Source organism: Stenotrophomonas sp. YJH_SMC_80 (assembly GCF_059372495.1).
In genome coordinates this window covers 31,633-55,285 of sequence record NZ_JCAFVP010000017.1, presented here as the reverse complement: position 1 = coordinate 55,285, position 23,653 = coordinate 31,633, and the positions used below count along the sequence as shown (strand labels likewise).

The following is a 23,653-nucleotide window of genomic DNA, read 5'->3' as shown; positions in this document are numbered from 1 at the left end:
ATGTTTTCTGATCTTTCCATTGATGGCGTGCTCATTCCCGGCCTGCTCGCCGTGGCCGCCGCCGCGCTGGTGCTGTCGATGCTGACCTCGCGCCTGCTCGCCAGTCTCGGCCTGTACCGGCTGTTCGCCGCGCGGCCCTTGGTGGGCCTGTCCCTGTTCGTGATCCTGGCGGAGCTGATGATCCGGCTCTCGCCCCTGCTCGAGAAATGAAATGAAACACCTGCTTGCCGTCATCGGGCGCTGGAGCGCAACACTGGCCGTGTGTGCGCTTGCCGCCATTGCCGCGCTCTCCCTCTGGAATCGTTACGAAATGCGCCCGTGGACGCGGGATGGGCGGGTGCGCGCCGATGTGGTGCGCGTTGCATCGGACATGGGGGGGCTGGTCACCCAGGTGCTGGTGCACGACAACCAGCGGGTCAGCGCCGGAGAGTTGCTGCTGGTGCTGGATCAACCGCGCTTCGCTGCCGCGCTTGAGAAGGCCGACGCAGCGGTCAGCAGCGCTCGCGCCACGCTGGCGCTGGCCCGCCGCGAATCGACACGGGACAACGCACTTGGCAACCTGGTCGCCTCGGAAACGCGCGAACGCAATGCCGCCAAGGTCGATACCGAGCTGGCTGCCCTGGCGCAGGCACGGGCCGAACAGCGCGTTGCCCAGCTCAATGTCCAACGCACCGAAGTGCGCGCAACCACCGATGGCATCGTCACCAACCTGGACCTGCATGCGGGCGACTACCTGCAACCCGGTGCGCAGGCGCTGGCGCTGATCGACACCCGCAGCCTGCGTATCGAGGGCTACTTCGAGGAAACCAAACTGGCCTGCATCACCGAGGGCGATGCCGCGGTGGCGCGGCTGATGGGCGACACCCACGATGTCCGCGGACACGTTGACAGCATCGCCGCCGGCATTGCCGACGATCAGCGCTCAAGCACGCACAACCTGCTGCCCGCCGTGGCGCCGACCTATACCTGGGTGAGGCTGGCACAGCGCATCCCGGTACGCATCCGTATCGATGATGCGCCGCCGGATACCCGGCTGATCGTAGGTCGCACTGCGAGTGTGACCATCACCCCCTCGGCGCAGGGAGCCTGCAAGTGAGCGTGCGGACAGTACGTGGCGGGCTGCTTGCCCTGCTGCTGCCGATGACGGCCTGCGTGCCCGGCCCCGACTATCACCTGCCGGCGAGCGCTGTCGCAGCCTCCCCACGGGCGGCGCGGGCGTTCGTCTCGGGCCAGGAGGCATCGTTCAGCCACGACGCGCCACCGGATCGATGGTGGCAACTGTATGGCGACCCCCAGCTTGACGCCTACGTACGCGATGCTCTGGCGGCCAATACCGACCTGCGCGCCGCCGATGCCAACCTCCGGCGCGCCAGCGCGACCGTGCTGGAGTACCGCGCGCGCGGTGCCGTGCAAGGGGACGTGGATGCATCGGGCACGCTCGTCCATGCCGGTGGCTACACCCAGGCGTCGGCCGCGCCGCAGTCGTACGCGCTGGGCCTCCACCTCTCCTATCCGCTGGATCTCGCAGGTGGCATCCGCCGCGGCATCGAAGCCGCCAACGCGGACACGGAGGCGATTGCTGCGGCACGCGACCAGGTTCGCGTGGTCGTCGCTGCGGCCGTCACCCGTGCCTATCTCCAGGTGTGCACAAGCAATCACACGCTCGCTGCAACCCGGCAGGTGCTGGCGATACAGCGCGCCACGCTGGAGGCAACCCGACGCCTTGCTGCCGGCGGGCGCGGAACGGACTTCGATGTCAGCCGTGCCGGTGCCGCCGTCAATCGCAGCGCGGCGGCGATACCGCACCTGCTGGCGGAACGGCAGGCCTCACTGTTCGAACTGGCCGCACTGATGGGCAAAGTCCCGGCAGACTATCCCAGGGAAGCAGAAGGGTGCCCACAGCCCCCTGAGCTGCAGCAAGCATTGCCGATCGGTGACGGCTGGCAGCTGCTCCAGCGGCGCCCTGACGTACGCGCAGCCGAACGCAGCCTGGCCGCCGCGACTGCAATGATCGGTCTCGAGACGGCGGCTCTCTATCCGCAGATCACCCTGGGCGCCTCTTCGGGCGTGGCCGGCACACCGGCGCATCTGCTGTCTGCCGACGGCTTCGGTGCGAGCATCGGCCCCATACTGTCATGGCACTGGCCCAACCGCCGCGTAGCCAAGGCCCGCATCGCGGCGGCCGGTGCCAATGCGGAGACCGCTCTCGCTTCCTTTGACGGCATCGTGCTGCAGGCACTGCGCCAGACCGAGACCGCGCTTTCTGCCTGCACGCAGGAGCTTGAACGCGAGCGCAGCCTGGCGCACGCGCGTCGGGACGCAGCCCGGGCCACCGAACAGGCACAGCAACTCTACCGCTTCGGCAGGATCGATTTTCTCGACGTGCTTTCGGCCCAGGCCGAGCTGGCAGATGCGGAGTCCGCGTTGGCCGCCTCGCGCGCGGAGCGCATTGACGGGCAGATGGATCTTTTCCTGTCGTTGGGCGGAGGCTGGGCCGCAACGGATTCGGCCCCGGGCGCGGTCCAATGACCCGCTGCCTGGCGACGACTTCAGGCCCCGCCGTCTGTTCAGAAAATTACCGCCTACACCCGCATTCATTCACATGGATTGCCCTATATTCCCGCCACAGCGCCGCATGCTGCGGCCATGTCGGAGGCATCCCCATGAAGACCACACGTTTGCTTGCCATCGCATTGAGCGCAGCCACCGCGTTGGCCGCGGCCCCCGCCTTCGCCGATCCGCCGCATCACGCCCGAGGCAACGGCCCGCCGCCGCACGCAGGCGGCCCGCACCACCGCGAAGCGCCGCCGCCGGGCTGGCAGAAGAAGGCCTGGCGTCGTGGCGATCGCCTACCTTGGGCTGAAGTGGACCGCCGCTACTGGGTGAACGATTACGCGCGCTATGACCTGCGCGAGCCGGGCCGCGACCGACGCTGGGTGCGCCAGTCCGATAACGAGTACCTGCTGGTGGAGATCGCCACCGGCTTGATTGTTGACGCGCTGCATCGTTGAATGCGGAGCGCGCCGGGGCCCTGTAGCCGTGGCCCTGGCGCGCTCCCACCACACTGCGGCCGACATGAATGATGCGAACCACCGGATTCCAGAGCGCGTTTCTCATTGTTGGCCTCATCGCAGGCCAGCCGGCCCACGCTAGCCAGCAACCATCAGCGGCGGATGTAAAAGCGATCGAACAGGTGGTCGAAGCGTTCCGCACCTCGCTGATCAACAAGGACAAGCCGACCTACATGGGCCTGTTCTTCTCGGACAAACCAGAAGACATCGGCTGGCAGTTCGTTTCCGAGGACGTGCGCCTGCAGGACATCCGCAAGGCCAAGCCCGATGCAATCAAGGCACGGCAGATTCCTGCAAACAACTTCATCGCGCTGATCGACGGGGCGGTGGCCTCGCCGAAGCCGAAGGAAGAGAAGTTCTCCAACACGAAGATCGAGACGGATGGTGATGTGGCTTCGGTCTCGTTTGACTACAGCTTCCACGACGATGGGGTGAAGACCAACTGGGGCAAGGAAATGTGGCAGCTGATCCGCACCGAACAGGGCTGGAAGATCTTCTCGGTGATCTACTCGGTCCGCGATTCACGCAGCCCGGCCGATTGAACGTCGCTTGACGGGGCCGAACCCAGGCCGCGATCCATTCAGCAAGGGCATTGGCATTCGGCCAGCGATCGGGCAGAGTTCGGCCACGCGCAAGGACGCATGCCATGACCCGCCTGCTGATCATCGAAGACAACCCCGAGCTGGTTGCCAACCTGTATGCCTTCTTTGAACCGCTGGGCTACGTCCTGGACGACGCCCGCGACGGCGCCAGCGGACTGCGCCGGGCCACGCAGCACGACTACGACGCCATCCTGCTGGACCTGATGCTGCCGCGGCTGGACGGCATGACGCTGTGCCAGAAGCTGCGCCAGGAGTTCCAGAACCCGGTGCCGATCCTGATGCTGACCGCGCGCGATCCAGTCGAAGACCGCGTGCAGGGCCTGGCCCTGGGCGCGGATGACTACCTGGTCAAACCGTTCTCGCTGACGGAACTGGATGCGCGGATCAAGGCCCTGGTACGACGGGCGCAGGGTCGCCAGGTCCAGAGCGTGCTGGCGTGGAAGGACCTGCAGGTGGACACGCGCTCGCCACAAGCCTGGCGGCAAGGCCGCTGCATTGCGCTGACGCCCACGTCGCACAAGTTGCTGATGTGCCTGGTGCGTGCGGCGCCGGCCGTGGTGCGCAAGCAGGAAATGGAGTACCTGGTCTGGGGCGACGAGCCACCGGACAGCGGCGCGCTGCGAACCCACATCCATGAGCTGCGCCTGCAGGTGGACCGCAGCTTCGACACCGCGCTGATCACCACGGTGCACAGCGTCGGCTGGCGCATGCAGGCGTGACTCGTGCCTCCCTCTACCGCCGCCTGAGCCTGCGCACCCGCATCACGATCTCGTTCGTGCTGTTGATGGCCGGTGCCATGGGCTTCATCGTACTGGCGGAACAGGTGGACTACGACCAGGTCCGGGCCGCTGTCGTCGCGCGGACCCAGGACAATGAAGTACGCCGCCTGCAGGACGAACTCGCCCGTGGTCGGCGTCCCGACCTGCCCTCCGGCAGCGCACTGTTCGATGCCCAGGACGTGCCTGTCGTGCTGCGCCAATATGGCCCGGGATATCACGGCGAAGCAGCACCCAACGAGTGGCACCTGCGCGTGTTCGACAGTGCCGGCCAACGTTACTACCTGCTGCAGGACGCAGCCCCCTATGGCTATCTGGAATACCTGATCAATGCCTTTGCGGCACTGGTCATTTCGATCTGCGTGCTTGGCGCCTTCCTGATCGGTCGCAAGGTCGCGACCCACGTCATCGCGCCCATCACACGATTGGCCGATGCGGTGCAGGACGGCCACAAGCCCTTTCCCTACCAGGACGCACGCGATGAGATCGGCGTGCTCGCGCGCGCCTTTGCCCGCCATAGTGACGAGCTCGAACGGTTCCTGCATCGCGAACAGTGCTTCAGCGGCGATGCCAGCCACGAGCTGCGCACGCCCTTGGCCATCATCGGTGGTGCTGCCGAGACGCTGGCCTGCCAGCTTCCGGCCGACAGCCACCTGGTTCCCAGTGCCGAGCGCATCCTGCGCACCACCCAGGAGATGCAGCGCCAGCTGACCTGCCTGCTGCTGCTCTCTCGCGCCCCCAGCACCGTGCCACGCAACGAGGTGGCCCTGCGTGCGCTGGTTGAATGCTGCATGGATCGCTGCCAGCCGTGGCTTTCCGGCAAGCCGGTGATCGTTGCGTTTGATGCCCGGCATGACACCGTGCTGCACACCAACGCGGATCTTGCGCACAGCGTGATCTGGAACCTTCTGCGCAACGCCTGCCAGTACACCGAAAGCGGCGAAGTCCGGATCACCCTCCACGACGCCGCACTCATCGTCGCCGACACGGGGCCCGGCCTGCCCTCCAGTATCGATCCACAGCTGTTCCAGCGCTTCGTGCCCGGTAGCGTGCACAGCGGCGAGGGGCTGGGGTTGTCGATCGTGCAGCGCATCGTCGAGCACCTGGGTTGGAGGATGACGGTGCATTCATCGCAGCAGGGATGCCGGTTCAGCCTGGAGTGGCCCCTCTGACGATTTCCTGACGCACGCGTGCACATGCTGGGGATTGCTCACTTCACGGCGGAAACCGCATGCAGCACCCCAAGGACAGCGGCAAGTACCCGCACGGGAAGACCGGCCTGAACCGCATCTTCCACACCCTCATCCATTCGCGCGATGGATTCGTCGCCACCTTCCGCGGCGAGGCAGCCTTTCGCCAGCTGCTGCTTCTGCACGCGCTGTTGATCATTGCAGCGTTCGTACTGGACATCAGCGCGGTCGAGCGCGCGATAGTGCTTGCGGTCTGCTTCATCAGCCTGCTGGTGGAACTGCTCAACTCGGCGATCGAAGCGGTGGTTGATCGCATCTCCCTGGAACAGCATCCACTGTCAAAGAACGCCAAGGATATGGGCAGCGCCGCGCAGACCACCGCACTGTTGATGGTGGGCGCGGTGTGGGGCGTCATCCTGCTGGGCTAGTCCGCCCAACCTGACAACTTCCTGATAAAGCGGTTTCGATACTGCGCGCACTCCCGCTCCACGGAACCTGCTCGTGCGTCAATGCCGCCGTTTTCCACGGCCCCATCCGATCGTTCTGGTCTGGGCCGTCGCACTGTTCTTCACCACGATTGGAAACATCGCCCTCTGGAAGACGCTGTGGGGGCTGGTCGACCTCAACAGCGTGCGCAGCGTGCTGTTCCTGGCCAGCCTGCCGGTGGTGCTGTTCTGCCTGTTCAACCTGTTGCTGACGCCACTGCTGGCACTGCCGTTCCTGCGCAGGCCGCTGCTGGTGCTGCTCGTTGTCGTCAGCGCCGCCTGCAGCTACTTCATGCTGCACTACAACGTGCTGATCGATCGCAGCATGGTGCAGAACGTGTTCGAGACCAACCAGGCCGAACTGAACGCCTATCTGTCGCTGCCACTACTGTTGACCCTGCTGGCGCTGGGCGTGCTGCCTGCTGCCGGGCTCGCCCTGGTGCGCACCACCAGCGGGGCCGGCTCGATACGTTCGCTGCTGGTGTGGCCGGCCAGCGCTCTGGCGTCATTGCTGGTACTGCTGGCAATCGGCTTCGCGTTCTACAAGGACTACTCCTCGCTGCTGCGCAACAACCGCTATCTCCGTGACCAGGTGCTGCCGTTGAATGTCGTGCGCCATACCCACGGTTATCTGAAAGGCCTCTACAGCGCCCGCCAGCAACCCTTGCGCCCGATCGGCATGGACGCACGGCGCGTACCGGGCCCGCGTCCGAAGCTGGTGGTCATGGTCGTCGGCGAGACCGCGCGATCACAGAACTTCCAGCTCAACGGCTACCCACGCGCGACCAATCCCCGGCTATCGCGCAAGGAAGGCGTCATCAGCTTCAGTGATGTTTCCTCATGCGGAACCGCAACGGCGATCTCGGTGCCGTGCATGTTCTCGCAGATGACCCGCCGCCAGTATGACGATGTACGCGCAGCGACCGAGGAGAACGTGCTCGACATCCTGCAGCGCACCGGCATCAGCGTGCTCTGGCGCAACAACAACAACGGGGGCTGCAAAGGCGTGTGCGAACGCGTGCCGACCGAGGACATGCCCGCGCTGAAGGTGGCCGGCCAATGTGTCAATGCCGACGGCACCTGCTATGACGAGGTGCTGCTGCATCAGCTCGGTACACGCATTGACGCCATGAACGGTGACGCCCTGGTCGTGCTGCACCAGCTTGGCAGCCACGGCCCGACCTACTTCGAACGCTACCCGGCACAGTCGCGGGCATTCAGTCCGACCTGCGACAGCAACCAGATCCAGCAGTGCAGCAACGAGGCGCTGGTCAACACCTATGACAACACCCTGGTCCACACCGACCGCATGCTTGGCAGGACCATCGACCTGCTGCAGGGCTATTCGGACCAGCGTGATGTCGCGCTGATCTATGTGTCCGACCATGGCGAGTCGCTCGGCGAACGTGGCATGTACCTTCACGGCACGCCTTACTTCATCGCGCCGCGCGAGCAGACCCAGGTGCCGATGGTGATGTGGTTCTCACCGGAGTTCAGCCGCAACGCGGGCGTGGACCTGGCCTGCCTGCGCGGGAATGCCCTGCACCGGGCGCACAGCCACGACAATGTCTTCCACTCACTGCTGGGCCTGTTCGGGGTCAACAGCACGGTGTACCGGCGCGATCTGGATGTCTTCGCCGGCTGCCGCGCGTCGGCTTCGCCGGCTGTGGCCACCTCGCCAGCCAAAGAACGGCGCCGGTTGATGCCGGTCGCTGCCCGCAACGTGGCGCGTTACTGCGCCGCCAGGGCGAAATCCAGGCCCGCACACACCGCCGCGACCTGGGCGTCGTTGCACTCCTGCGGGTTGGTGCGCGGGCTGTCCGGGTAGACCTCGGTGGTGGTGGCAAAGCGCGCGTCGGTGAAGCCGGCGCAGGCGCCGATCGAACGCGACTCACCCCACACCACGCCCGGCGACTGCAGCGGCAGGCCGACCAGGTTGCCCTCGGCGTCGGCCGGGGCGATATGGGTGACTGGCGCGACCGCGGCGATCAGGGCCTTCTGGAACTCGGCCTGCGGGTCTTCGCTGTTGCCGATCACGTAGAAGCCATCCGGAATGGTGTCGCGCTCGAACGGCTTGCCGTCGCGGGCGCAGCGCGCCGGATCGAACTCGTGCAGGTCGCTGTCGGTGGTCTCGTGCAGGTCCAGGTGCACCAGCAGGTTCGGTTTGCGCTCTGCCACCCAGGCCATCAGCGCGGCCGCTTCCTCGATCTGGCCGCCGTCACGGAAGCTGCGGTTGGGGTCGATGGCATCCGGGTTCCAGCGCTGGATGCGCTCGTAGCCCCACGGGCTGACGCACGGTGCCACGATCAGGTTCAGCCGGCCCAGGTAACGCTCAGCCTGCTGTTCCAGGAACTGCAGGGCGCCATGCACGCCGCTGGTCTCGTAGCCATGCACGCCACCCGTGATCAGTGCGGTCGGCAGCGCCGGGTTCCAGTCGTGGTTGACCACGGCGAACAGCGGGTAATGGTCCGGCGCATAGTCCAGCTGGCCGTACTGGATCACATCGAAGCTGTCGTCCAGGCGCTCGAGCGCTGCCACAACGTCATCGTGGTAGCTGCGCTGGCGCTGCTGGCGGGCCCGCCACTGTGCGCGTTCCGCGTCGCCCCAGGGCTGTCCGGGGGTGCCGATCGGGTAGAACTGCGCAACGGTCATTGGGGAACTCCAGGGGTCGAACGGATGGGTGCAGCCGGACATTCTAAGCCTTGTCGCGCCTGCGGGCGCCCCCGCCCGGCCCCGCCTTCATCCAGGCCGGGTCATCTGGTTGTAAAATCAACGGTTTTTGGCCCCTCACCCCTTGATGGCGAAAGCAGCGCAGCCGGTCCTGGGTGGACCGGAATTCCTCCGCCTGCTCGCCCGTCTCAGCGACGGCGCGATGCCGGCCAGCAGTCCCGCCCTGACCGATCGCCTCGGCCAGTGGGTGGACTGGAGCCGTGCCGTGGCCCTGTCCGGGGCGCTCGGCGGACGCCTGCCCGAGCCCGGTGAAGCCGCCGAGGCGGTCGAGGATGTGCTGGCCGACTGCGCGCAGGCGCACGCCAGCCTGCTGGCCTCGATCAGTGAGGACGCCGAGGCCGAGCGCCTGCTGGATCTGGCCGAAGCTGCCGCTGCACCCAACTTCGCCTCCCTGCGCCAGCGCTATCGGGTACTGCAGCAGGCCATCCAGACCGCCACCGGGCGCCTGCGCGGCCGCCTGCGCGACCAGCTGGTGCAGGTTTCGCCCGAGCTGGCGCGGCTGGCCGAGGTCGATGCGGTGATGGAACAGACCCTCACCCCGCGCGAGCACAGCCTGCTGGCCACTGCGCCGGCCGTGCTCGGTGCCCGTTTTGAACGCGTGCACGGCCAGCCCGGCTGGCGCGCGGCCTTCCGCCATGACATGCGCACCCTGCTGCTCGCCGAGCTGCAGCTGCGCTTCCACCCGATCGAAGGGCTGCAAGACGCCCTGCGCTCCCACTGACCGGAACACCATGTCCAGAACTGCTTTCCATGTCGTTGTTTTCCTTGTCGGCCTGCTGGCCGTGTGCTGGATCGGCATTGGCTATGTTTCGGTGCATCCGCTGGGTGCAGCGGTGGCGGCGATCATCGCGGCCTGCTACATCGCCGGTGGCGTGGAGCTGTACCGCTACCGCCAGGCCAGCAACGGCCTGCGCAGCGCACTGAACGACCTGTCCAGCGCGAAGGAGAGCCTCGCTCCCTGGCTGGAGCGCGTACCGGTAGGCCTGCGCAACGCCGTGCGCCTGCGCGTGGAAGGCGAGCGTACCGCCCTGCCCGCTCCGGTGCTGACCCCTTACCTGGTCGGCCTGCTGGTGCTGCTGGGCATGCTCGGCACCCTGCTGGGCATGATGGACACGCTGCGTGGCACCGGACTGGCCCTGCAGAGCGCGACCGACATGGCCGCGATCCGCGGCTCGCTGGCCTCGCCGGTGCAGGGTCTGGCGGTGGCATTCGGCACCTCGATCGCCGGTGTGGCCAGCTCGGCCATGCTCGGCCTGCTGGCGGCGCTGCTGCGTCGTGACCGCCTGCAGGCCGTGCAGCAGCTGGATCGCGCCATTTCCGGCGACCTGCATCCGTACTCGCAGGCCTGGCAGCGCGCCGAGTCGCTGCGCCTGCTGCAGGCACAGTCCGCGGCGCTGCCGGCGCTGGTCGACCGCCTGCAGGCGATGACCAGCACCTTTGAACAGCACAGTGCGGCCGCCAATGAGCGCCTGCTGGCCGGCCAGGCCGAGTTCCTGACCCAGAGCCAGGCACTGCAGGAACGCCTGGCGGTCTCGCTGCAGCAGTCGCTGCGCGAAGGAGCTGAAGCCAGCGCCGCCGCCATCGGTGGCGCGCTGCAGCCGATGGCCGAGACCACCCTGGCTGGCCTGGCCCATCACGGCGAAGCACTGCATGCCCGCGTCGAGCAGGCCGTGCAGCAGCAGCTGGCCGGCCTGAGCGACGGTTTCGAGCGCAGCCGCGTCGCAACCGAGGCCAGCTGGGCCAAGGTGGTGAGTGAACAGACCCAGGCACAGCAGGCACTGGTGAGCGACCTGCGCCAGCACCTGCAGGCCTTCAGCGATGGCCAGGCCACGCATGCCGAAGCGCTGGTCACACGTATCGGCGAGCGCCTGCAGGCCGATGCACAGGACAATGCGGAGGCCTTGCGTGCTGCCGCCGAACAGCAGCAGGCCCTGAATACTGCGCTGGTCGAACGTCAGCAGCAGGCGTTGATCGCCGCCAGCGAGCATCTGGACGCGCGTGCGCAGGCGCTGCTGCAGGCACTGGAGCAGCAGCACAGCGCCAGCCAGTCGCTGCTGCAGGATCATGAAGCGCAGCGCTCGCAGCAGTGGCAGGCCGCGCAGGCCAGCGCCGCGACCGCGCACGCCGAACTGCAGGCCAGCCTGGACAGCCGCGAGCAGCAACGCCAGGCGCGCTGGGACGCGGTCAGCGCCGAGTTGCAGCAGGCCCACGCCGCCCTGCAGGCGCAGCTGCAGGCCGGCGACGAACAGCGCCTGCAGCGCTGGAGCGATGCTCTGCAGCACGTTTCCACCGAGCTGGCCGAGCGCCTGCAGGCCAATGGCGAACGCCTGGCCGCGCAGCAGCAGCGCGTCTGCGACACGCTGGCGGAGACCGCACAGCAGATCGGCGAGAATGGTCGCGCACAGGCCAGCGCCACGCTGGCCGAAGTGTCCACCCTGCTGCAGACCGCCGCCGCCGCGCCCAAGGCCGCAGCCGACGTCATCAACGAGCTGCGCAGCACGCTGTCCGAGAGCCTGGTGCGTGACAACGCGATGCTGGAGGAGCGCGGACGCCTGCTGGCCACCGTGCAGACCCTGCTGGATGCGATCAACCATGCCTCGCACGAACAGCGCACCGCTGTGGACGCACTGGTCGGTGGCTCGGCCGAGCTGCTGGAACGCGTCGGCAACCGCTTCACCGACCATATCGCCGCCGAGACCGGCAAGCTGGATGGCATTGCCGCAGCGCTCCACGGCAGCGCGGGCGACGTCGGACAGCTGGCCAGCAGCTTCGGCGAAGCGGTCGCGCAGTTCGGCAGCGCCTCCACCGAGCTGTCCGGCCGCCTGGAACAGATCGGCGGCGCACTGGATGCCTCGCTGGCCCGCAGCGATGAGCAGCTGGCCTACTACGTGGCGCAGGCGCGCGAGGTGGTCGACCTCAGCCTGCTGTCGCAGAAGCAGGTGATGGAGGAACTGCAGCAGCTGGCCGCGCGCCGCGGCAAGGCCGGCAGCGCATGAGCGACGAGCTGGAGGTCGATGGCGGCTCGCATGCCCCGATCTGGGCCGCCTTCGGCGACCTGATGTCGGTGCTGCTGGGCGCGTTCGTGCTGATACTGGTCGGTGTGGTCGCGGTGCAGCTGGAGCTGTCGCAGCGGCTGGACCAGGAAGTGAAGCAGCGCCAGGCCGAAGCCAAGCGCCTGCAGACACTGGAGCAGGCACTGGCTGGCCCGCTGGCCGCCGGTCGCGTGACCCTGGTCGATGGACGCATCGGCATCAGCGGCAGCGTGCTGTTCGCGCTGAACTCCGACCAGCTGCAGCCGGAAGGCCAGGAGCTGCTGCGCAGCCTGGCCGCGCCGCTGGCCGCCTACCTGGGCAGCCGCGAAGAAATCCTGATGGTCAGCGGCTTCACCGATGACGCGCCGGTACGCGAAGGCAACCGGCGTTTCGCCGACAACTGGGAGCTGTCCGCGCAGCGCTCGCTGACCGTGACCCGCACCCTGATCGCCGATGGCGTACCGGCTGACGCCGTGTTCGCCGCCGCGTTCGGCAGCGAGCAGCCGGTCAGTTCCAATGCCAATGAGGAAGGCCGCGCACGCAACCGCCGCGTGGAAATCGCGCCGATTCCCAAGCCCAAGGCTCCGGATGCCAAGTAAGCCGCCAGCGCTCGAAGGCCTGCGCGCACTGGTGCGCGACCTCGATGCGGGGTCGCGCTCGCTGCCGCATTACCCGCAGGTGCCGATGCTGCAGCAGGTGCAGCGCGAGTGGTCGGAGCTGCGCAGTGAACTGCAGGTGCGCCGCTCACTGCGCACCGAGGCCCCGGCCGACGGCGGCCCGCTGAACTCGGCGGTGCTGGTGCAGCGCATGCTGGACACGATGCAGGCCACCAGCCCCGGCTACCTGCGGCACTTCATCGACTATGTGGATACGTTGTCGTGGCTGCAGGCGCTGCAGGACGGCGCCGCCAGCGGTGCAGATACCGCGAAGCCGAAGCGGACACGCAAGCCGCGCTGAACATTCACTGGTAGTGCCGGCCGCTGGCCGGCAGCTATGCATCTCCGCGCGGGTCATGGGGTTGCCGGCCAGCGGCCGGCACTACCACCGAGGGTGCTCTGTGCGCCGGAACGCAATCTGCGCTGCGCTTCGCCTTTGCTGTGGTAGTGCCGGCCGCTGGCCGGCATCAAACCGGACCGACCACGGCCGAAGCGCGCGCAAGCGGCGCTGAACAGCGAATGGCCGTGCTGAACATTCACTGGTAGTGCCGGCCGCTGGCCGGCAGCCATGCATCTCCGCGCAGGTCATGAGGTTGCCGGCCATCGGCCGGCACTACCACCGAGGGTGCTCAGTGCGCCGGAACGCAATCTGCGCTGCGCTTCGCCTTTGCTGTGGTAGTGCCGGCCGCTGGCCGGCATCACAACCAGGCCGACCATCGCCGACGCGCGCGCAAGCGGCGCTGAACAGCGAATGGCTGCGCTGAACATTCACTGGTAGTGCCGGCCGCTGGCCGGCATCACAACCAGACCGACCATGCATACGGATACTCGCCAATCTGCCCAGCAAGACCGGCGCGCACCGGATTCCCCAAGATGTACAGCGCTTGCTGCGCCAGCGACTCCTCGGCCCTCACGGCATGATCAAAGTAGCCAGACTGCCAGACCGTACATCGACGCCCCACCAGGCGATTCAGGGCGAGCGCGCTCGACGATTTCATCCGGCGCGCGATGTCGGGAAGGTGAGCTGCGCGCAGCTCGAACATCCAGTGGACGTGATCCGGCATGACGACCCATGCGTATGACTGTACGAGCCCGCGCTGTTCGATGTAGTGGAACTGGTCGATTACACATGCTGCTGCAGCTTCGCTTTCAAAGAGCCGGCGGCGCTGGTGTGTCGTGGTTGTCAGAACGTAGGACTGGCCGATGATCGAGTGACGGCCCAGGCGGAGGCGATGGCTGCTCATGCGCCATGGTGGGTCGATCATTGGGCGTTGGCTGTCGGGCCATGCCTCGATGGAGGTTGGGAGATGTCTGAAGTTGAATGAGGTTGCCGACCAGCGGCCGGCACTACCGGGGCTATGGATTGCCGGCCAGCGGCCGGCACTACCGGAGCTGTGGGTTGCCGGCCAGCGGCCGGCACTACCACTGCCGGCAGGCGGGCGTCGGGGTTCAGCCGCGCAGGGTGGCGCCGCCGTCGACGTACAGATCACTCATCGCCACGTGCCCGGCCTGGTCGGAGAGCAGGAACATCACCGAGTGCGCAATGTCCTCGGGGGTGGCCAGCTTGCGCAGTGGAATGCCGGCCTTGTAGGTCTCCAGGTTACCGGCGATTACCCGCTGGGCACCGCGCTCGTCCTGCCACATGCCGGTCTGCATCGGGGTCAACGTGGACCCCGGGGCGACGATGTTGCAGCGGATGCCCAGCGGCGCCAGCTCCAGCCCGAGGCAGCGGGTGAACATGGTGGCCGCGGCCTTGGACGCGGCGTAGGCGGCCATGCCGTGCCGCGGCACGCCGGCCGCATTCGAGCTGACGGTAACGATTGCGCCCAGCCGGCGCGGCGACATCACCCGCGCCAGAGCACGACCGACATGGAACACGCCATCGGCATTGACCGCGAACACCCGGCGCCAGTCATCGTCGCCGGTTTCGGTGACACTGCCCACATGCAGTACGCCGGCCACGCTGGCGGCCAGCATGATCGGCCCGATACTGGACTCGACCTGATCCACCAAGCCGTCCACCGCGGCGCTGTCGGTCACATCGAGTGCGAACGACCTGACCCGGGTATCGGCCATGCGCGGCGCCTCGCGATCGGTCGCCACCACCGTGCAGCCGGCCTCGGCCAACAGCCGTGCCAGCGCCTCTCCGATGCCACCGGAGGCACCGGTCACCAACGCTACGCGGCCTTCAAAACCGGTCAACTGCATGTTGCGATCTCCTGTTGCTCGTCCCATTGGCGCAACCGCGCCGACAACCACGGTGCCAGCTGCGCCACCGCATCGCGGCCAGTCAGTTCGGCGTGCAGGAACGGCAGTTCCAGTGCCTGCACCTTGCGCGCATGCGTCCGCCACAGCGCCGACTGCAGCTGTGGTCGCGCCTGGTGATCACGGCCCGCGCGGACGTGCACCAGCGTGCCATCGAACGGTTGGTGGATGTGTTCGCGGATCAATCGATTGGTGCCGGTCACCGCGCGCACCACGCCGTCGAGCACCACATCCGGCAGGCTGCCGAGTGCACTGCCACCACGCCGCAGGAACGCCAGAATGCGTTCACGGCTGTCCAGTTCCGGATGCGCATCCGGGTCATGACCGGCAATCGCCAGCAGTGCCCGCAATGCAGCGATGGCATCGGGTTCCGGCTCGGCCCGCCAGCACTCGCTGGGATAGGCGTCCAGAAGCACCAGCTCGCCAACCTCGCGCCCGATCTCGTGGAGGCGCACCGCCATCGCCTGGGCGAGGATGCCACCCACCGACCAGCCCAGCAGATGCACCGGCCCCTTCGGCTGCAATGCGACCACGCGCTGTACGTAGTCGTTGGCCATCGCCTCGATGCTGCTTGGCAGCGGCAGCCGCGCGTCCAGGGCCGGCGACTGCAGGCCATACACCGGGCGTGCCGGCTGCAGTGCCCGGGCCAGGGTGCGGTAGTTCCAGGCGATCCCCCCGGCCGGGTGCAGCACGAACAGCGGCGTGGGCCCGGCAGCGTCGGTCGCGGCCAGCGCGATCACTGGCCCCAGTGCGTGATCGGCCAGCGCGGGTGGTTCGGCAATGCGTACCGCCAGTGCGGCCACGGTGGGCTGCGCAAACAAGGCACCCAGACCCAGATCACAGCGCCAGCGCTGTTCGATCGCCAGCAGCAGGTGCACCGCCGACAGCGAGTCACCGCCGAGACTGAAGAAATCCGCATCCACCGCCACCGGCACCTCACGCCCAAGCGCCTGTGCGAACAGGAACGCCAGCTCCTGTTCCAACGGCGTGCGCGGTGCCAAGCCGGCAACTTCAAGTTGCGGTGGCTTCGGCAACGCGTTGCGATCGAGCTTGCCGTTGGCGGTCACCGGCCAGTGGTCCACACCAACGAAGGCCGAGGGCACCATGTAGTCCGGCACACGCGTGGCGAGGTGGCTGCGCAGCGTCACGGCGTCGGCATGCGCCGCTGGAACATAGGCCACCAGACGCGCATCGCCGGGAGCATCCTGGCGCAGCAGCACTTCCACCCGCTCCATGCCAGGCAGCTCGCGCAGTGCCGCCTCGATCTCGCCCAGCTCGATGCGCAGGCCGCGCAGTTTCACCTGGTGGTCGCTGCGGCCCAGGTACTCCACCGCACCATCGCGCCGCCAGCGTGCCACGTCTCCGGTGCGGTAGATACGCTCGCCCGGCAGGAAAGGATCGGCAAGGAAGCGCTCGGTAGTCAGGTCATCGCGACCGAGATAGCCACGTGCCAGTTGCACGCCACCCAGGTACAGGTCACCGGCCACGCCTATCGGCACCGGCTGCATCCGCGCGTCCAGCACGTACAGGCGGGTATTCCAGACCGGGAACCCGATCGGCACCGGCCGCGAGCGATCCTGCGCCGACGCCGGCCAGTAGCTGACATCCACTGCGGCCTCGGTCGGGCCATACAGGTTATGCAGCTCGGCCTGCACGCGCCCATGGAAACGATCGCGCAGCGATGCGTCCAGCGCCTCACCGCTGGTGAACACCCGGCGCAGCTGCAGCCCTGCCGAAGCCGGCGCAGCGAGGAAGGCATCGAGCATCGACGGCACGAAATGCGCCGTGGTGATCCCATGCCCACGGATCAAGCGCGCCAGTTCGGTGGGATCGCGATGCGCGTCAGGCCCGGCGACCATCAGGGTGGCCCCACACAGCAGCGGCAGGAAGAATTCCCAGACCGAGACATCGAAGGTGGCCGGGGTCTTCTGCAGCACGCGGTCGTCGGCACGGATGCTGTAGTGCTCGCGCATCCACAGCAGGCGGTTGACGATGGCACGATGTTCGATGACCACGCCCTTCGGCTCGCCGGTCGAACCGGAGGTATAGATCACATACGCCGCATCGCTGGGCGCCGGATCGGCCCATGGCGCGGCGAAGCTCAGCGCGGTCCACTGCTCCGGCGCGAGCACCGGTACGCCGGCCATGCGCGCCGAATCCTCGGCCGCAGCCAGTACGCACACAGGCTGTGCCGAGGCGAGAATACGCGCCAGTCGCTCATCGGGATGCGCAAGGTCCAGCGGAAGATAGGCCGCGCCTGCGCGCAGCACCGCGACCAGCGCGATCACCAGCTCCAGCGAGCGCGGCAATGCCACCGCCACCACGCTGCCCGGGCCGACATCCATCGCCCGCAGCTGCGCCGCCAGCGCGAAACTGCGCGCTTCCAGCGTTGCGTAATCCAAAGCAGCGTCGCCAAACACCAGCGCAGGCGCGTGTGGGTCCCGATCCATGCCCTGCTGCAGCAGCTCGACCAGGGTCGTCTCCGGCAGCGCGTGCGCGGTGGCATTGAATTCCTGCAGCACCTGCTGCGCCTCCTCGGGCGTCGCAAGGGGCACGGCTGCGATATCGTCAGCCTGCAGCGCCGCCGATACGAAATGCAGCAGCCGCGCCGCGTGCGCCTCGACATCCTCGCGACTGTACAGCGCGGGATTGGCCTCGATCTCCAGATCCAGCAGCGCCTGGCCATCGCCACGGAAGCCCAGCGTCAGGTCATCCACCGGCCCGGTGCACAGCACCTCCAGCGTCGCCTGCACGTCGGCCAGCGTCAGTGCCTTGTAGAACGGCTGCACATTCACCAGTGGACCGTGCAGGCGCTGCTGCGCGCCGACCAGGCCCAGGTCCCGGCGCAGCTGCTCACCGCGGTAACGGCCGTGCTTGCGACCCTGGCTGAGCTGCCGGCCCAGGCCGCGGGTGAAGGCCTCCACGCTGCCCTCGCCGGCCGCCACGCGCAGCGGCAACACATTCATCACCATCGCCGGCACCCGCGCCGACGCGTTGCCGAGCCGCCCCATGTAGGGCACGCCCAGCACCACTTCATCGGCCGCGCTCATCCGCCGCAGGTACTCGGCCGACAACGCGGCCAGCACATCCGGCCAGGGCTGCAGCCAACGCACCGAGGCCTGCAGCAGCTGCTCACGGAAGGCCGCATCGAGCGGCTGCACCCAGCGCAGCGCGTCGTCACTGGCCGCGAGCGTGCCGGCCAGGCCCACGCCTGCCGGTGCGCCCTGCATGTGCTCACGCCACCACTGCCCGGCCAGCGCGCGGCGCGGATCGGCACGATAAGCGGCATCATCGGCCAGCACGCCCGCCAGCCCCGGCAGTGGCTCACCCATGCGGCCGGCGTACAACGCGCACACGCGATCGGTGAACAGCGCCATGCCATAGCCATCGGCCGCCAGATGATGCACCCGCAGGTACCAGACCCAGCGCTGCCCGCCCAGCTCAATCAGCACCTGCTGGCTGATCCGGTCGCGGGCGGGGTCGACCGGGCTCAGCCGGTCGGCGTGCATCAGGCTGCGTGCCGCAGCGGCTGGATCAGCCTCGGCGGACACATCACGCACCGAAAGCAGCGGCACGTGTGCCGGGTCGTACCACTGCAGCGGCTGGCCATCGGCCCCTTCGGCAAAGCGCAGCGCAAAGGCCTGGGCTTCGAACGCAGCCTGGTCTGCCGCTGCAACGAACGCGGTCACGTCCAGCGGGCCATCGATCCACACCGCGTGCGCGGTATTGAATGACGGATTGTCCGGCGCCAGCCGCTGTGCAAACCACAGTCCGGCCTGGGCCTCGGTCAATGCCACCGGCGTGGCCAGCGCAGCGGCGTTCATGCGTTCTGCGCGGTCTGCGCGGTCTGCAGCGTCTGCACAGCGTTCCACCACTGGCGCAGCGTGGTGTGTTCGGCCAACTGCGAGAACTCCAGCGGCAGGCCGGTGTTGCCCCAGGCCAGGACCAGGCCGAGCATGCGCATCGAGTCCAGGTCCAGGTCGATCAGGTTGTCGTCGTCACCGATCTCTGCTGGCTCGCACTCCAGAACGCGCGCCACGTCGGCACGCATGCGCTCCAGATCCAGCACCTCACCCGTGGCAGCCATCACAGCACCTCCAGCAGCTGGTCGGTGGTCATCGGCACCCCGCTGGTGCGCGCGATCCAGTGCAGCGCCTGATCGTGATCGGCGCGCGAGAAGTCCGCCACGGCATCGGCGGCGATGAAGGCCTCGATATCACGCTGGAACGCTTCGACCACGGTCGCGGTGCAGCCGATATGCGCGTACACGCCGGTCACCAGCAGCTGGTCGCGGCCACGCACCCGCATCAGCGTCTCCAGGTTGCTGCGCTGGAACGCGCTGTAACGGTGCTTGACCAGCACGTGCTCGCCCGACTGCGGTGCCAGCGCGTCGATGATCGGTTCATGGTCGGCGCTGCGGCGCATGCCCGGTCCCCACAGGTCGGCCTGCAGGCCACGGTCACGGCGATCCTGGTCGCCATGCTGGGCGGTGTAGAACACCGGAATACCGTGCGCGCGGCAATGCGCCAGCAGGCGTGCGATGTTGTCCACGGCCGGCCGCAGCGGTGCATTGCCGGCATCGAATGCGGCCAGGAAGTAGCGCTGCATGTCGTGCACCAGCAAGGCGACACGATCGCGCTGCGGGCGCCACGGGCCGCGTGCCTGCGGCAGTTCGGCGGCGGTCGGCAAGGGGTAATGGGTGATACGGGGCAGCGCCATCAGCGCGTTCCTCCTGTCTGTTGCAGATGATGCGCACGCAACTGCGCGCGCAGTTCGCGGCGGCTGATCTTGCCGACCGCGGTGGTATCGAAACTGTCGACGAACACGACCTGGTCGGGCACCTTGAACGCCGCCAGGCCGCGCCCGCGCATCCAGGACTTCAGCGCCGGCGCCTTGAACGGCTCGCCCTGCGGAATCACGAAGGCGCAGCTGCGCTCGCCCAGGTACTCGTCGGGAATGGAGACCACGGCCGCATCGAACACACCAGGGTGGGCCAGCAGGTGATCTTCGATCTCTTCGGCGGAGATCTTCTCGCCGGCACGGTTGATGTGGTCACCGGCGCGGCCCTGCACCACCAGGTAGCCTCCGGGCAGCTGCTGCACACGGTCGCCGGTACGATAGAAGCCGTCGTCGGTGAACGAGCGCGCATTGGCCACCGCGTCGTTGTGGTAGCCGCGGATGGTGTACGGGCCACGGGTGAGCAGATGCCCTACCTCGCCTTCGGCCACCGGCTGGTCATGGTCATCGACCACGCGCACTTCATCATCCGGACTGATCGGCCGGCCCTGGCAGGCCACGATCAGCTCCTCCGGGTCATCCAGCCGCGTGTAGTTGACCAGGCCTTCGGCCATGCCGAACACCTGCTGCAGCGTGCAGCCAAGGCCATCGATCACCCGCCGTGCGGCTTCCGGCACCAGTTTGGCGCCGCCTACCTGCAGTACCTGCAGGCTGGACAGGTCATGCTTGCTGGTGGCGGCGGCCTGTGCCCACAGCAACGCCAGCGGCGGCACCAGCCCGCAGCAGGTCACCTGCTCGCGGGCGATCAGCGGGAAGGCCGCATCCGGACCGGGACCGGGACTGAGCACCACGCGGGCGCCGGCATACAGTGCGCCGAAGAAGCCCGGCGAACTCATCGGGAAATTGTGCGCGGCCGGCAGCGCGACCAGATAGACGCTGTCGCGGTCGATGCCGCAGAGGTCATTGCTGGCGCGGAACGAGTAGATGTAGTCGTCGTGGGTGCGCGGAATCAGCTTGGACAGCCCGGTGCTGCCTCCGGATATCTGCAGGAACGCCACCGACTGCGGGTCCGGATCGGACGGCAGCTGGCTGCGATCGCCCTGCAGTGCCTCCAGCGCGATGAACTCCGCGGCATCGCCGTCGATCACCACATGGCGAACCGCCGGCACTTCGGCCTGCAGCGCCCTTGCCAACCCGCGATGATCGAAGCCATCGTGCAGTGTGGTGGTGATGTAGGCACTGGCTTCCGCCTTGTTGGCGAAGTGGACCAGCTCGGTGATGCGGTGCGCCGGCAACGCATACACCGGCACCAGGCCGGCGCGGAACAGGCCGCAGACCGTGGTGATGAACCCGGCGGTATTGCCCAGCTGCACCAGCACCCGTTCGCCAGGCTGCAGGCCGAGCGCCAGCAGGCCCGCACCGATGCGGCCTGCCTCATGCCACAGCTGCGCATAGCTCAGGCGTACGTCGCCGGCGACTACCGCGATGTCATCGGCGTAGCGCTCTGCACGCTCGCGCAGGAAACCCGGGAAGGTCTCGCCACGCCAGTGACCGGCTTCGCGATAGCGCGCCACCAGCGTGTCGGGCCACACCTGCTGCAGCGGCAGGCGGGAAGAGTCAGTGGAGGTACTCATGCGGCAGGCTCGATGGCGGGCGCGGATTCATGGACACCCAGCGCGTTCAACAGGGCAGCGAACTTCGCTGCGGTTTCGGCCACCTCGGCCTCGGGGTGTGACTCGGCGACGATGCCGGCACCGGCATACAGGCGCAGCTGCGTGCCCTGCAGGCGCGCGCAGCGGATCGCCACGTACCAGTCGCCGTCACCCTGCGCGTCCAACCAGCCCACGGCACCGGCGTAGAAGCCGCGCGGCACCGGTTCCAGCTCGCGGATGCGCTGCAGCGCCGCCAACCGTGGCGTACCGCAGACTGCCGGCGTGGGGTGCAGCTGCGCCAGCAGTTCGGCGGCAGACGCCTGCGGATCCTTCAGGGTGGCGTGGATGCGGGTGCCCAGGTGCCACATGCTGGCGGTGGCATGCAGCACCGGGCGCGGCTGCGCATCGATGTGGCTGCAGTACGGTGCCAGGCCCTCGACGATGGCTTCGACCACGTGGCGGTGCTCGTCGTGGTCCTTGGCCGAGGCCAGCAGCGCCTGCGCCGCACGCTCGTCCTCGGCGGCATCGGCGCTGCGCCGCGCGGAACCGGCCAGCGGATGCGACAACAGCTCGGCGCCGCGCTTGCGCAGCAGCAGTTCCGGCGTCGCCCCCACCAGCCAGGCCGGTGCCTGGCCCAGCTCCACCGGCAACGGCACCGCGTAGGTCGCCACCGACGGATCCGCGCCCAGGCGTGCCAGCAGCACGTCCGGAGACAGCGCCTGGCGGGTGCGTGCCAGCAGGCTGCGCGCCAGCACCACCTTCTGCAGGCTCAGTTCGGGCGCGCGCAGTACCTGCACCGCCGCGGCAACCGCTGACGCATAGTCCTGCGGCGCAGGCTCGGCGCGCAGGGCACCGTCCAGCGGCGGTGCGGCCTGCGGCTGCAGTGCCAGCGCCGGCAGCAGGCGCTCGGGCTGGAACAGCGCATCGTCCGCACGCGGTTCGAACGGCACTGCGCCAACCAGCAGGCCCGGGCCGCCACGCTGCCGGGCAAAGAACGCCGAGACGCGTTCTGCCAATGTCGCCAGTGCACCGGCCGGCAGCGTGGCGCGGCAGCCGCGTGCATGCACGTGCTGGCCGGCATGCTGCAGCAGGAACAGCGACGCGTCGTCGGTGCTGTCCAGCGGCGCTGGCGCAGCCTCCGGCCACGCGCCCTGCATCAGGGAATCGTTCATGGGGTCTCCTTCATCCGATGCGCTGCAGCCAGCGCGCACAGCAACAGCAGCAGCGCACCGACCAGCAGGTAAGGCAGGCTTGGCCCGCCGCGATACAACAGCGTGCCGAGCATCGGCCCGGCCACCATGCCCAGCCCCTGCGCGGCAGCGACGGTGCCGGCGGCGGCGCCCTGCTCGTGCGCCTCCACCGCATCGGCGGCCAGCGCCTGGAACGAGGGGAATACGAAGCCCATGCCAAACGCGGCCAACGCGTACGCCGCCGGCAACTGCCAGCCCTGCTGCACGCCCGCCACCGAAGCAAAGCCAATGCCGGAAATCAGGGCGCCAAGGACGATCCAACGGCGTGGATGTACCTCCAGCTTCATCACCAGCGCCTGCGCCAGGATCAGGCCGACACCAACGGCGGTAAGTGCGATGCCGGCCATGCGTGCACCGGCCGCCGCATCCAGGCCCAGGCGATCAATCGCGAAGAAGCCGACCGTGACCTGCGCGATGGTCACCGAGACCATCGCGATGAACGCTGCCAGCTGCGGCAGGCGCAGGCGCGCGTCGAGACGGCTCATCGGCGTGCGGCGCTGTGCGGACGCGCCCACCACCGGTGGTGTAGCCGGCAGCCGCCAGGCCAGCAATGCCAGTGCCAGCAACGGCAGCAACGCGGCCACGTACAGCGCCAGCGAAAGATTGGTATAGGCCAGCCAGCCCGCGGCGGCCGGGCCGAGCACCATGCCCAGCGCGTTGGCGCTACCCAGGCGGGCGAGGAACTTCGCACGTTGGCCGGTCGGTGCCTTGTCGGCGATGAGCGCGGCTGCGGTAGGAGGCACCGCCGCGTAGAACAGGCCGATCAGGCCACGCGCGCCGACCAGCACCAGCACCGACACCAGTACCGGCGGCACCGCCTGCAGGGCGACGTCGATGAACACCGCCAGTGCGATGTAGACCGCCGTATAGGCACTCATCGCCAGGATCAGCACGCGCTTGCGCCCAATGCGGTCGCTGAGCTGGCCCCAGGGGCGCGCGGCCAGCATCCACAACACGCCTGCGGCGGTGACCGACAGGCCGGCATGCCACTCGGACAAGCCGAGCATGCGGACCACCGGGCCGATCACGGCGACGAAGGACATCATCGCCATGGTGCCGATCAGGGCAGCCAACACCAGCGCCGGCAAGCCGGGAACGACGGGACGTGCATGCATGGAACACCAGCCGTAACAGGAAAGGATGGCCAGGCGCACCTGCGCACCCCGCCCGGCACCGGCCCTGCTCAGGACCAGGCACCACCCTTAAA

At 68.1% G+C, this 23,653-nt stretch carries 22 protein-coding genes; 13 read left to right on the top strand and 9 right to left on the bottom strand.

Annotated features, from left to right (window positions below):
• From AC5P99_RS19335 to eptA, 9 genes are all read left to right on the top strand, one after another.
• A complete protein-coding gene (locus AC5P99_RS19335; RefSeq protein ID WP_032962478.1) occupies positions 1-210 on the top strand; it encodes a DUF1656 domain-containing protein in 210 nt (69 codons plus the stop codon).
• A gap of 1 nt (position 211) precedes the next feature.
• Complete coding sequence (locus tag AC5P99_RS19330; RefSeq protein WP_005409928.1) at positions 212-1,096, top strand: HlyD family secretion protein; 885 nt, start codon at positions 212-214, stop codon at positions 1,094-1,096.
• On the top strand, positions 1,093-2,529 hold the full coding sequence (locus AC5P99_RS19325; RefSeq protein ID WP_123958658.1) for an efflux transporter outer membrane subunit: 1,437 nt from the start codon (positions 1,093-1,095) through the stop codon (positions 2,527-2,529). Before AC5P99_RS19330 ends, AC5P99_RS19325 begins: the two co-directional genes overlap by 4 nt.
• A 134-nt stretch (positions 2,530-2,663) precedes the next feature.
• Positions 2,664-3,011, top strand: a complete 348-nt coding sequence (locus tag AC5P99_RS19320) for an RcnB family protein (protein WP_049471372.1) — start codon at positions 2,664-2,666, stop codon at positions 3,009-3,011.
• A 68-nt stretch (positions 3,012-3,079) separates the two neighbouring features.
• Positions 3,080-3,613, top strand: a complete 534-nt coding sequence (locus tag AC5P99_RS19315; RefSeq protein WP_005409931.1) for a Cif family virulence factor — start codon at positions 3,080-3,082, stop codon at positions 3,611-3,613.
• Positions 3,614-3,717: 104 nt separating this feature from the next.
• Positions 3,718-4,392, top strand: a complete 675-nt coding sequence (locus AC5P99_RS19310) for a response regulator transcription factor (RefSeq protein ID WP_032962486.1) — start codon at positions 3,718-3,720, stop codon at positions 4,390-4,392.
• Positions 4,389-5,621, top strand: a complete 1,233-nt coding sequence (locus AC5P99_RS19305; protein ID WP_024958596.1) for a sensor histidine kinase — start codon at positions 4,389-4,391, stop codon at positions 5,619-5,621. The genes AC5P99_RS19310 and AC5P99_RS19305 overlap by 4 nt, the downstream gene beginning before the upstream one ends.
• A 59-nt stretch (positions 5,622-5,680) precedes the next feature.
• Complete coding sequence (locus AC5P99_RS19300; RefSeq protein ID WP_123958660.1) at positions 5,681-6,067, top strand: diacylglycerol kinase; 387 nt, start codon at positions 5,681-5,683, stop codon at positions 6,065-6,067.
• A 73-nt stretch (positions 6,068-6,140) separates the two neighbouring features.
• A complete protein-coding gene (gene eptA, locus AC5P99_RS19295; protein ID WP_123958661.1) occupies positions 6,141-7,952 on the top strand; it encodes a phosphoethanolamine transferase EptA in 1,812 nt (603 codons plus the stop codon).
• On the opposite strand, the gene AC5P99_RS19290 is transcribed toward eptA, so the two are convergent.
• Entirely contained in the window at positions 7,856-8,776 is a 921-nt protein-coding gene (locus tag AC5P99_RS19290; RefSeq protein ID WP_005409936.1) for a M14 family metallopeptidase, read from the bottom strand. The two genes, eptA and AC5P99_RS19290, sit on opposite strands and share 97 nt — an antisense overlap.
• A gap of 145 nt (positions 8,777-8,921) precedes the next feature.
• Between AC5P99_RS19290 and AC5P99_RS19285 the strand changes: the two genes are divergently transcribed.
• Genes AC5P99_RS19285 through AC5P99_RS19270 form a run of 4 tightly spaced genes read left to right on the top strand, consistent with a single transcriptional unit; the run spans position 8,922 to position 12,843 of the window.
• Entirely contained in the window at positions 8,922-9,575 is a 654-nt protein-coding gene (locus AC5P99_RS19285; protein WP_033835609.1) for a DUF3348 family protein, read from the top strand.
• A gap of 10 nt (positions 9,576-9,585) precedes the next feature.
• Positions 9,586-11,850 (top strand): DUF802 domain-containing protein, encoded by a 2,265-nt coding sequence (locus tag AC5P99_RS19280; RefSeq protein WP_043035246.1) that lies wholly within the window; start codon positions 9,586-9,588, stop codon positions 11,848-11,850.
• Positions 11,847-12,485 carry an OmpA family protein gene (locus AC5P99_RS19275; RefSeq protein WP_005409939.1) on the top strand — a complete coding sequence of 213 codons (639 nt, stop codon included), beginning with the start codon at positions 11,847-11,849 and terminating at the stop codon, positions 12,483-12,485. The genes AC5P99_RS19280 and AC5P99_RS19275 overlap by 4 nt, the downstream gene beginning before the upstream one ends.
• Positions 12,475-12,843 (top strand): DUF2894 domain-containing protein, encoded by a 369-nt coding sequence (locus AC5P99_RS19270; RefSeq protein ID WP_005413695.1) that lies wholly within the window; start codon positions 12,475-12,477, stop codon positions 12,841-12,843. The genes AC5P99_RS19275 and AC5P99_RS19270 overlap by 11 nt, the downstream gene beginning before the upstream one ends.
• Before the next feature lie 496 nt (positions 12,844-13,339).
• On the opposite strand, the gene AC5P99_RS19265 is transcribed toward AC5P99_RS19270, so the two are convergent.
• The 8 genes from AC5P99_RS19265 to AC5P99_RS19230 all read right to left on the bottom strand — a co-directional run bounded on the left by AC5P99_RS19265 (position 13,340) and on the right by AC5P99_RS19230 (position 23,561).
• Complete coding sequence (locus AC5P99_RS19265; protein ID WP_329753930.1) at positions 13,340-13,786, bottom strand: REP-associated tyrosine transposase; 447 nt, start codon at positions 13,784-13,786, stop codon at positions 13,340-13,342.
• A gap of 205 nt (positions 13,787-13,991) precedes the next feature.
• Entirely contained in the window at positions 13,992-14,750 is a 759-nt protein-coding gene (locus AC5P99_RS19260) for a 2,3-dihydro-2,3-dihydroxybenzoate dehydrogenase (protein WP_495213451.1), read from the bottom strand.
• Entirely contained in the window at positions 14,741-18,631 is a 3,891-nt protein-coding gene (locus AC5P99_RS19255) for an enterobactin synthase subunit F (protein ID WP_495213450.1), read from the bottom strand. The genes AC5P99_RS19260 and AC5P99_RS19255 overlap by 10 nt, the downstream gene beginning before the upstream one ends.
• Positions 18,628-18,894, bottom strand: coding sequence for a phosphopantetheine-binding protein (locus AC5P99_RS19250; protein ID WP_495213449.1), 267 nt, complete (start codon positions 18,892-18,894; stop codon positions 18,628-18,630). The genes AC5P99_RS19255 and AC5P99_RS19250 overlap by 4 nt, the downstream gene beginning before the upstream one ends.
• The gene (locus AC5P99_RS19245; protein WP_495213448.1) at positions 18,894-19,526 is read right to left on the bottom strand and encodes an isochorismatase family protein; all 633 of its coding nucleotides are present in this window, start codon (positions 19,524-19,526) and stop codon (positions 18,894-18,896) included. Before AC5P99_RS19245 ends, AC5P99_RS19250 begins: the two co-directional genes overlap by 1 nt.
• Positions 19,526-21,178 (bottom strand): (2,3-dihydroxybenzoyl)adenylate synthase, encoded by a 1,653-nt coding sequence (locus AC5P99_RS19240; RefSeq protein ID WP_495213447.1) that lies wholly within the window; start codon positions 21,176-21,178, stop codon positions 19,526-19,528. The genes AC5P99_RS19245 and AC5P99_RS19240 overlap by 1 nt, the downstream gene beginning before the upstream one ends.
• On the bottom strand, positions 21,175-22,368 hold the full coding sequence (locus AC5P99_RS19235; RefSeq protein WP_049403971.1) for an isochorismate synthase: 1,194 nt from the start codon (positions 22,366-22,368) through the stop codon (positions 21,175-21,177). Before AC5P99_RS19235 ends, AC5P99_RS19240 begins: the two co-directional genes overlap by 4 nt.
• The gene (locus AC5P99_RS19230; RefSeq protein WP_495213446.1) at positions 22,365-23,561 is read right to left on the bottom strand and encodes an MFS transporter; all 1,197 of its coding nucleotides are present in this window, start codon (positions 23,559-23,561) and stop codon (positions 22,365-22,367) included. The genes AC5P99_RS19235 and AC5P99_RS19230 overlap by 4 nt, the downstream gene beginning before the upstream one ends.
• Positions 23,562-23,653: the final 92 nt, after the last annotated feature.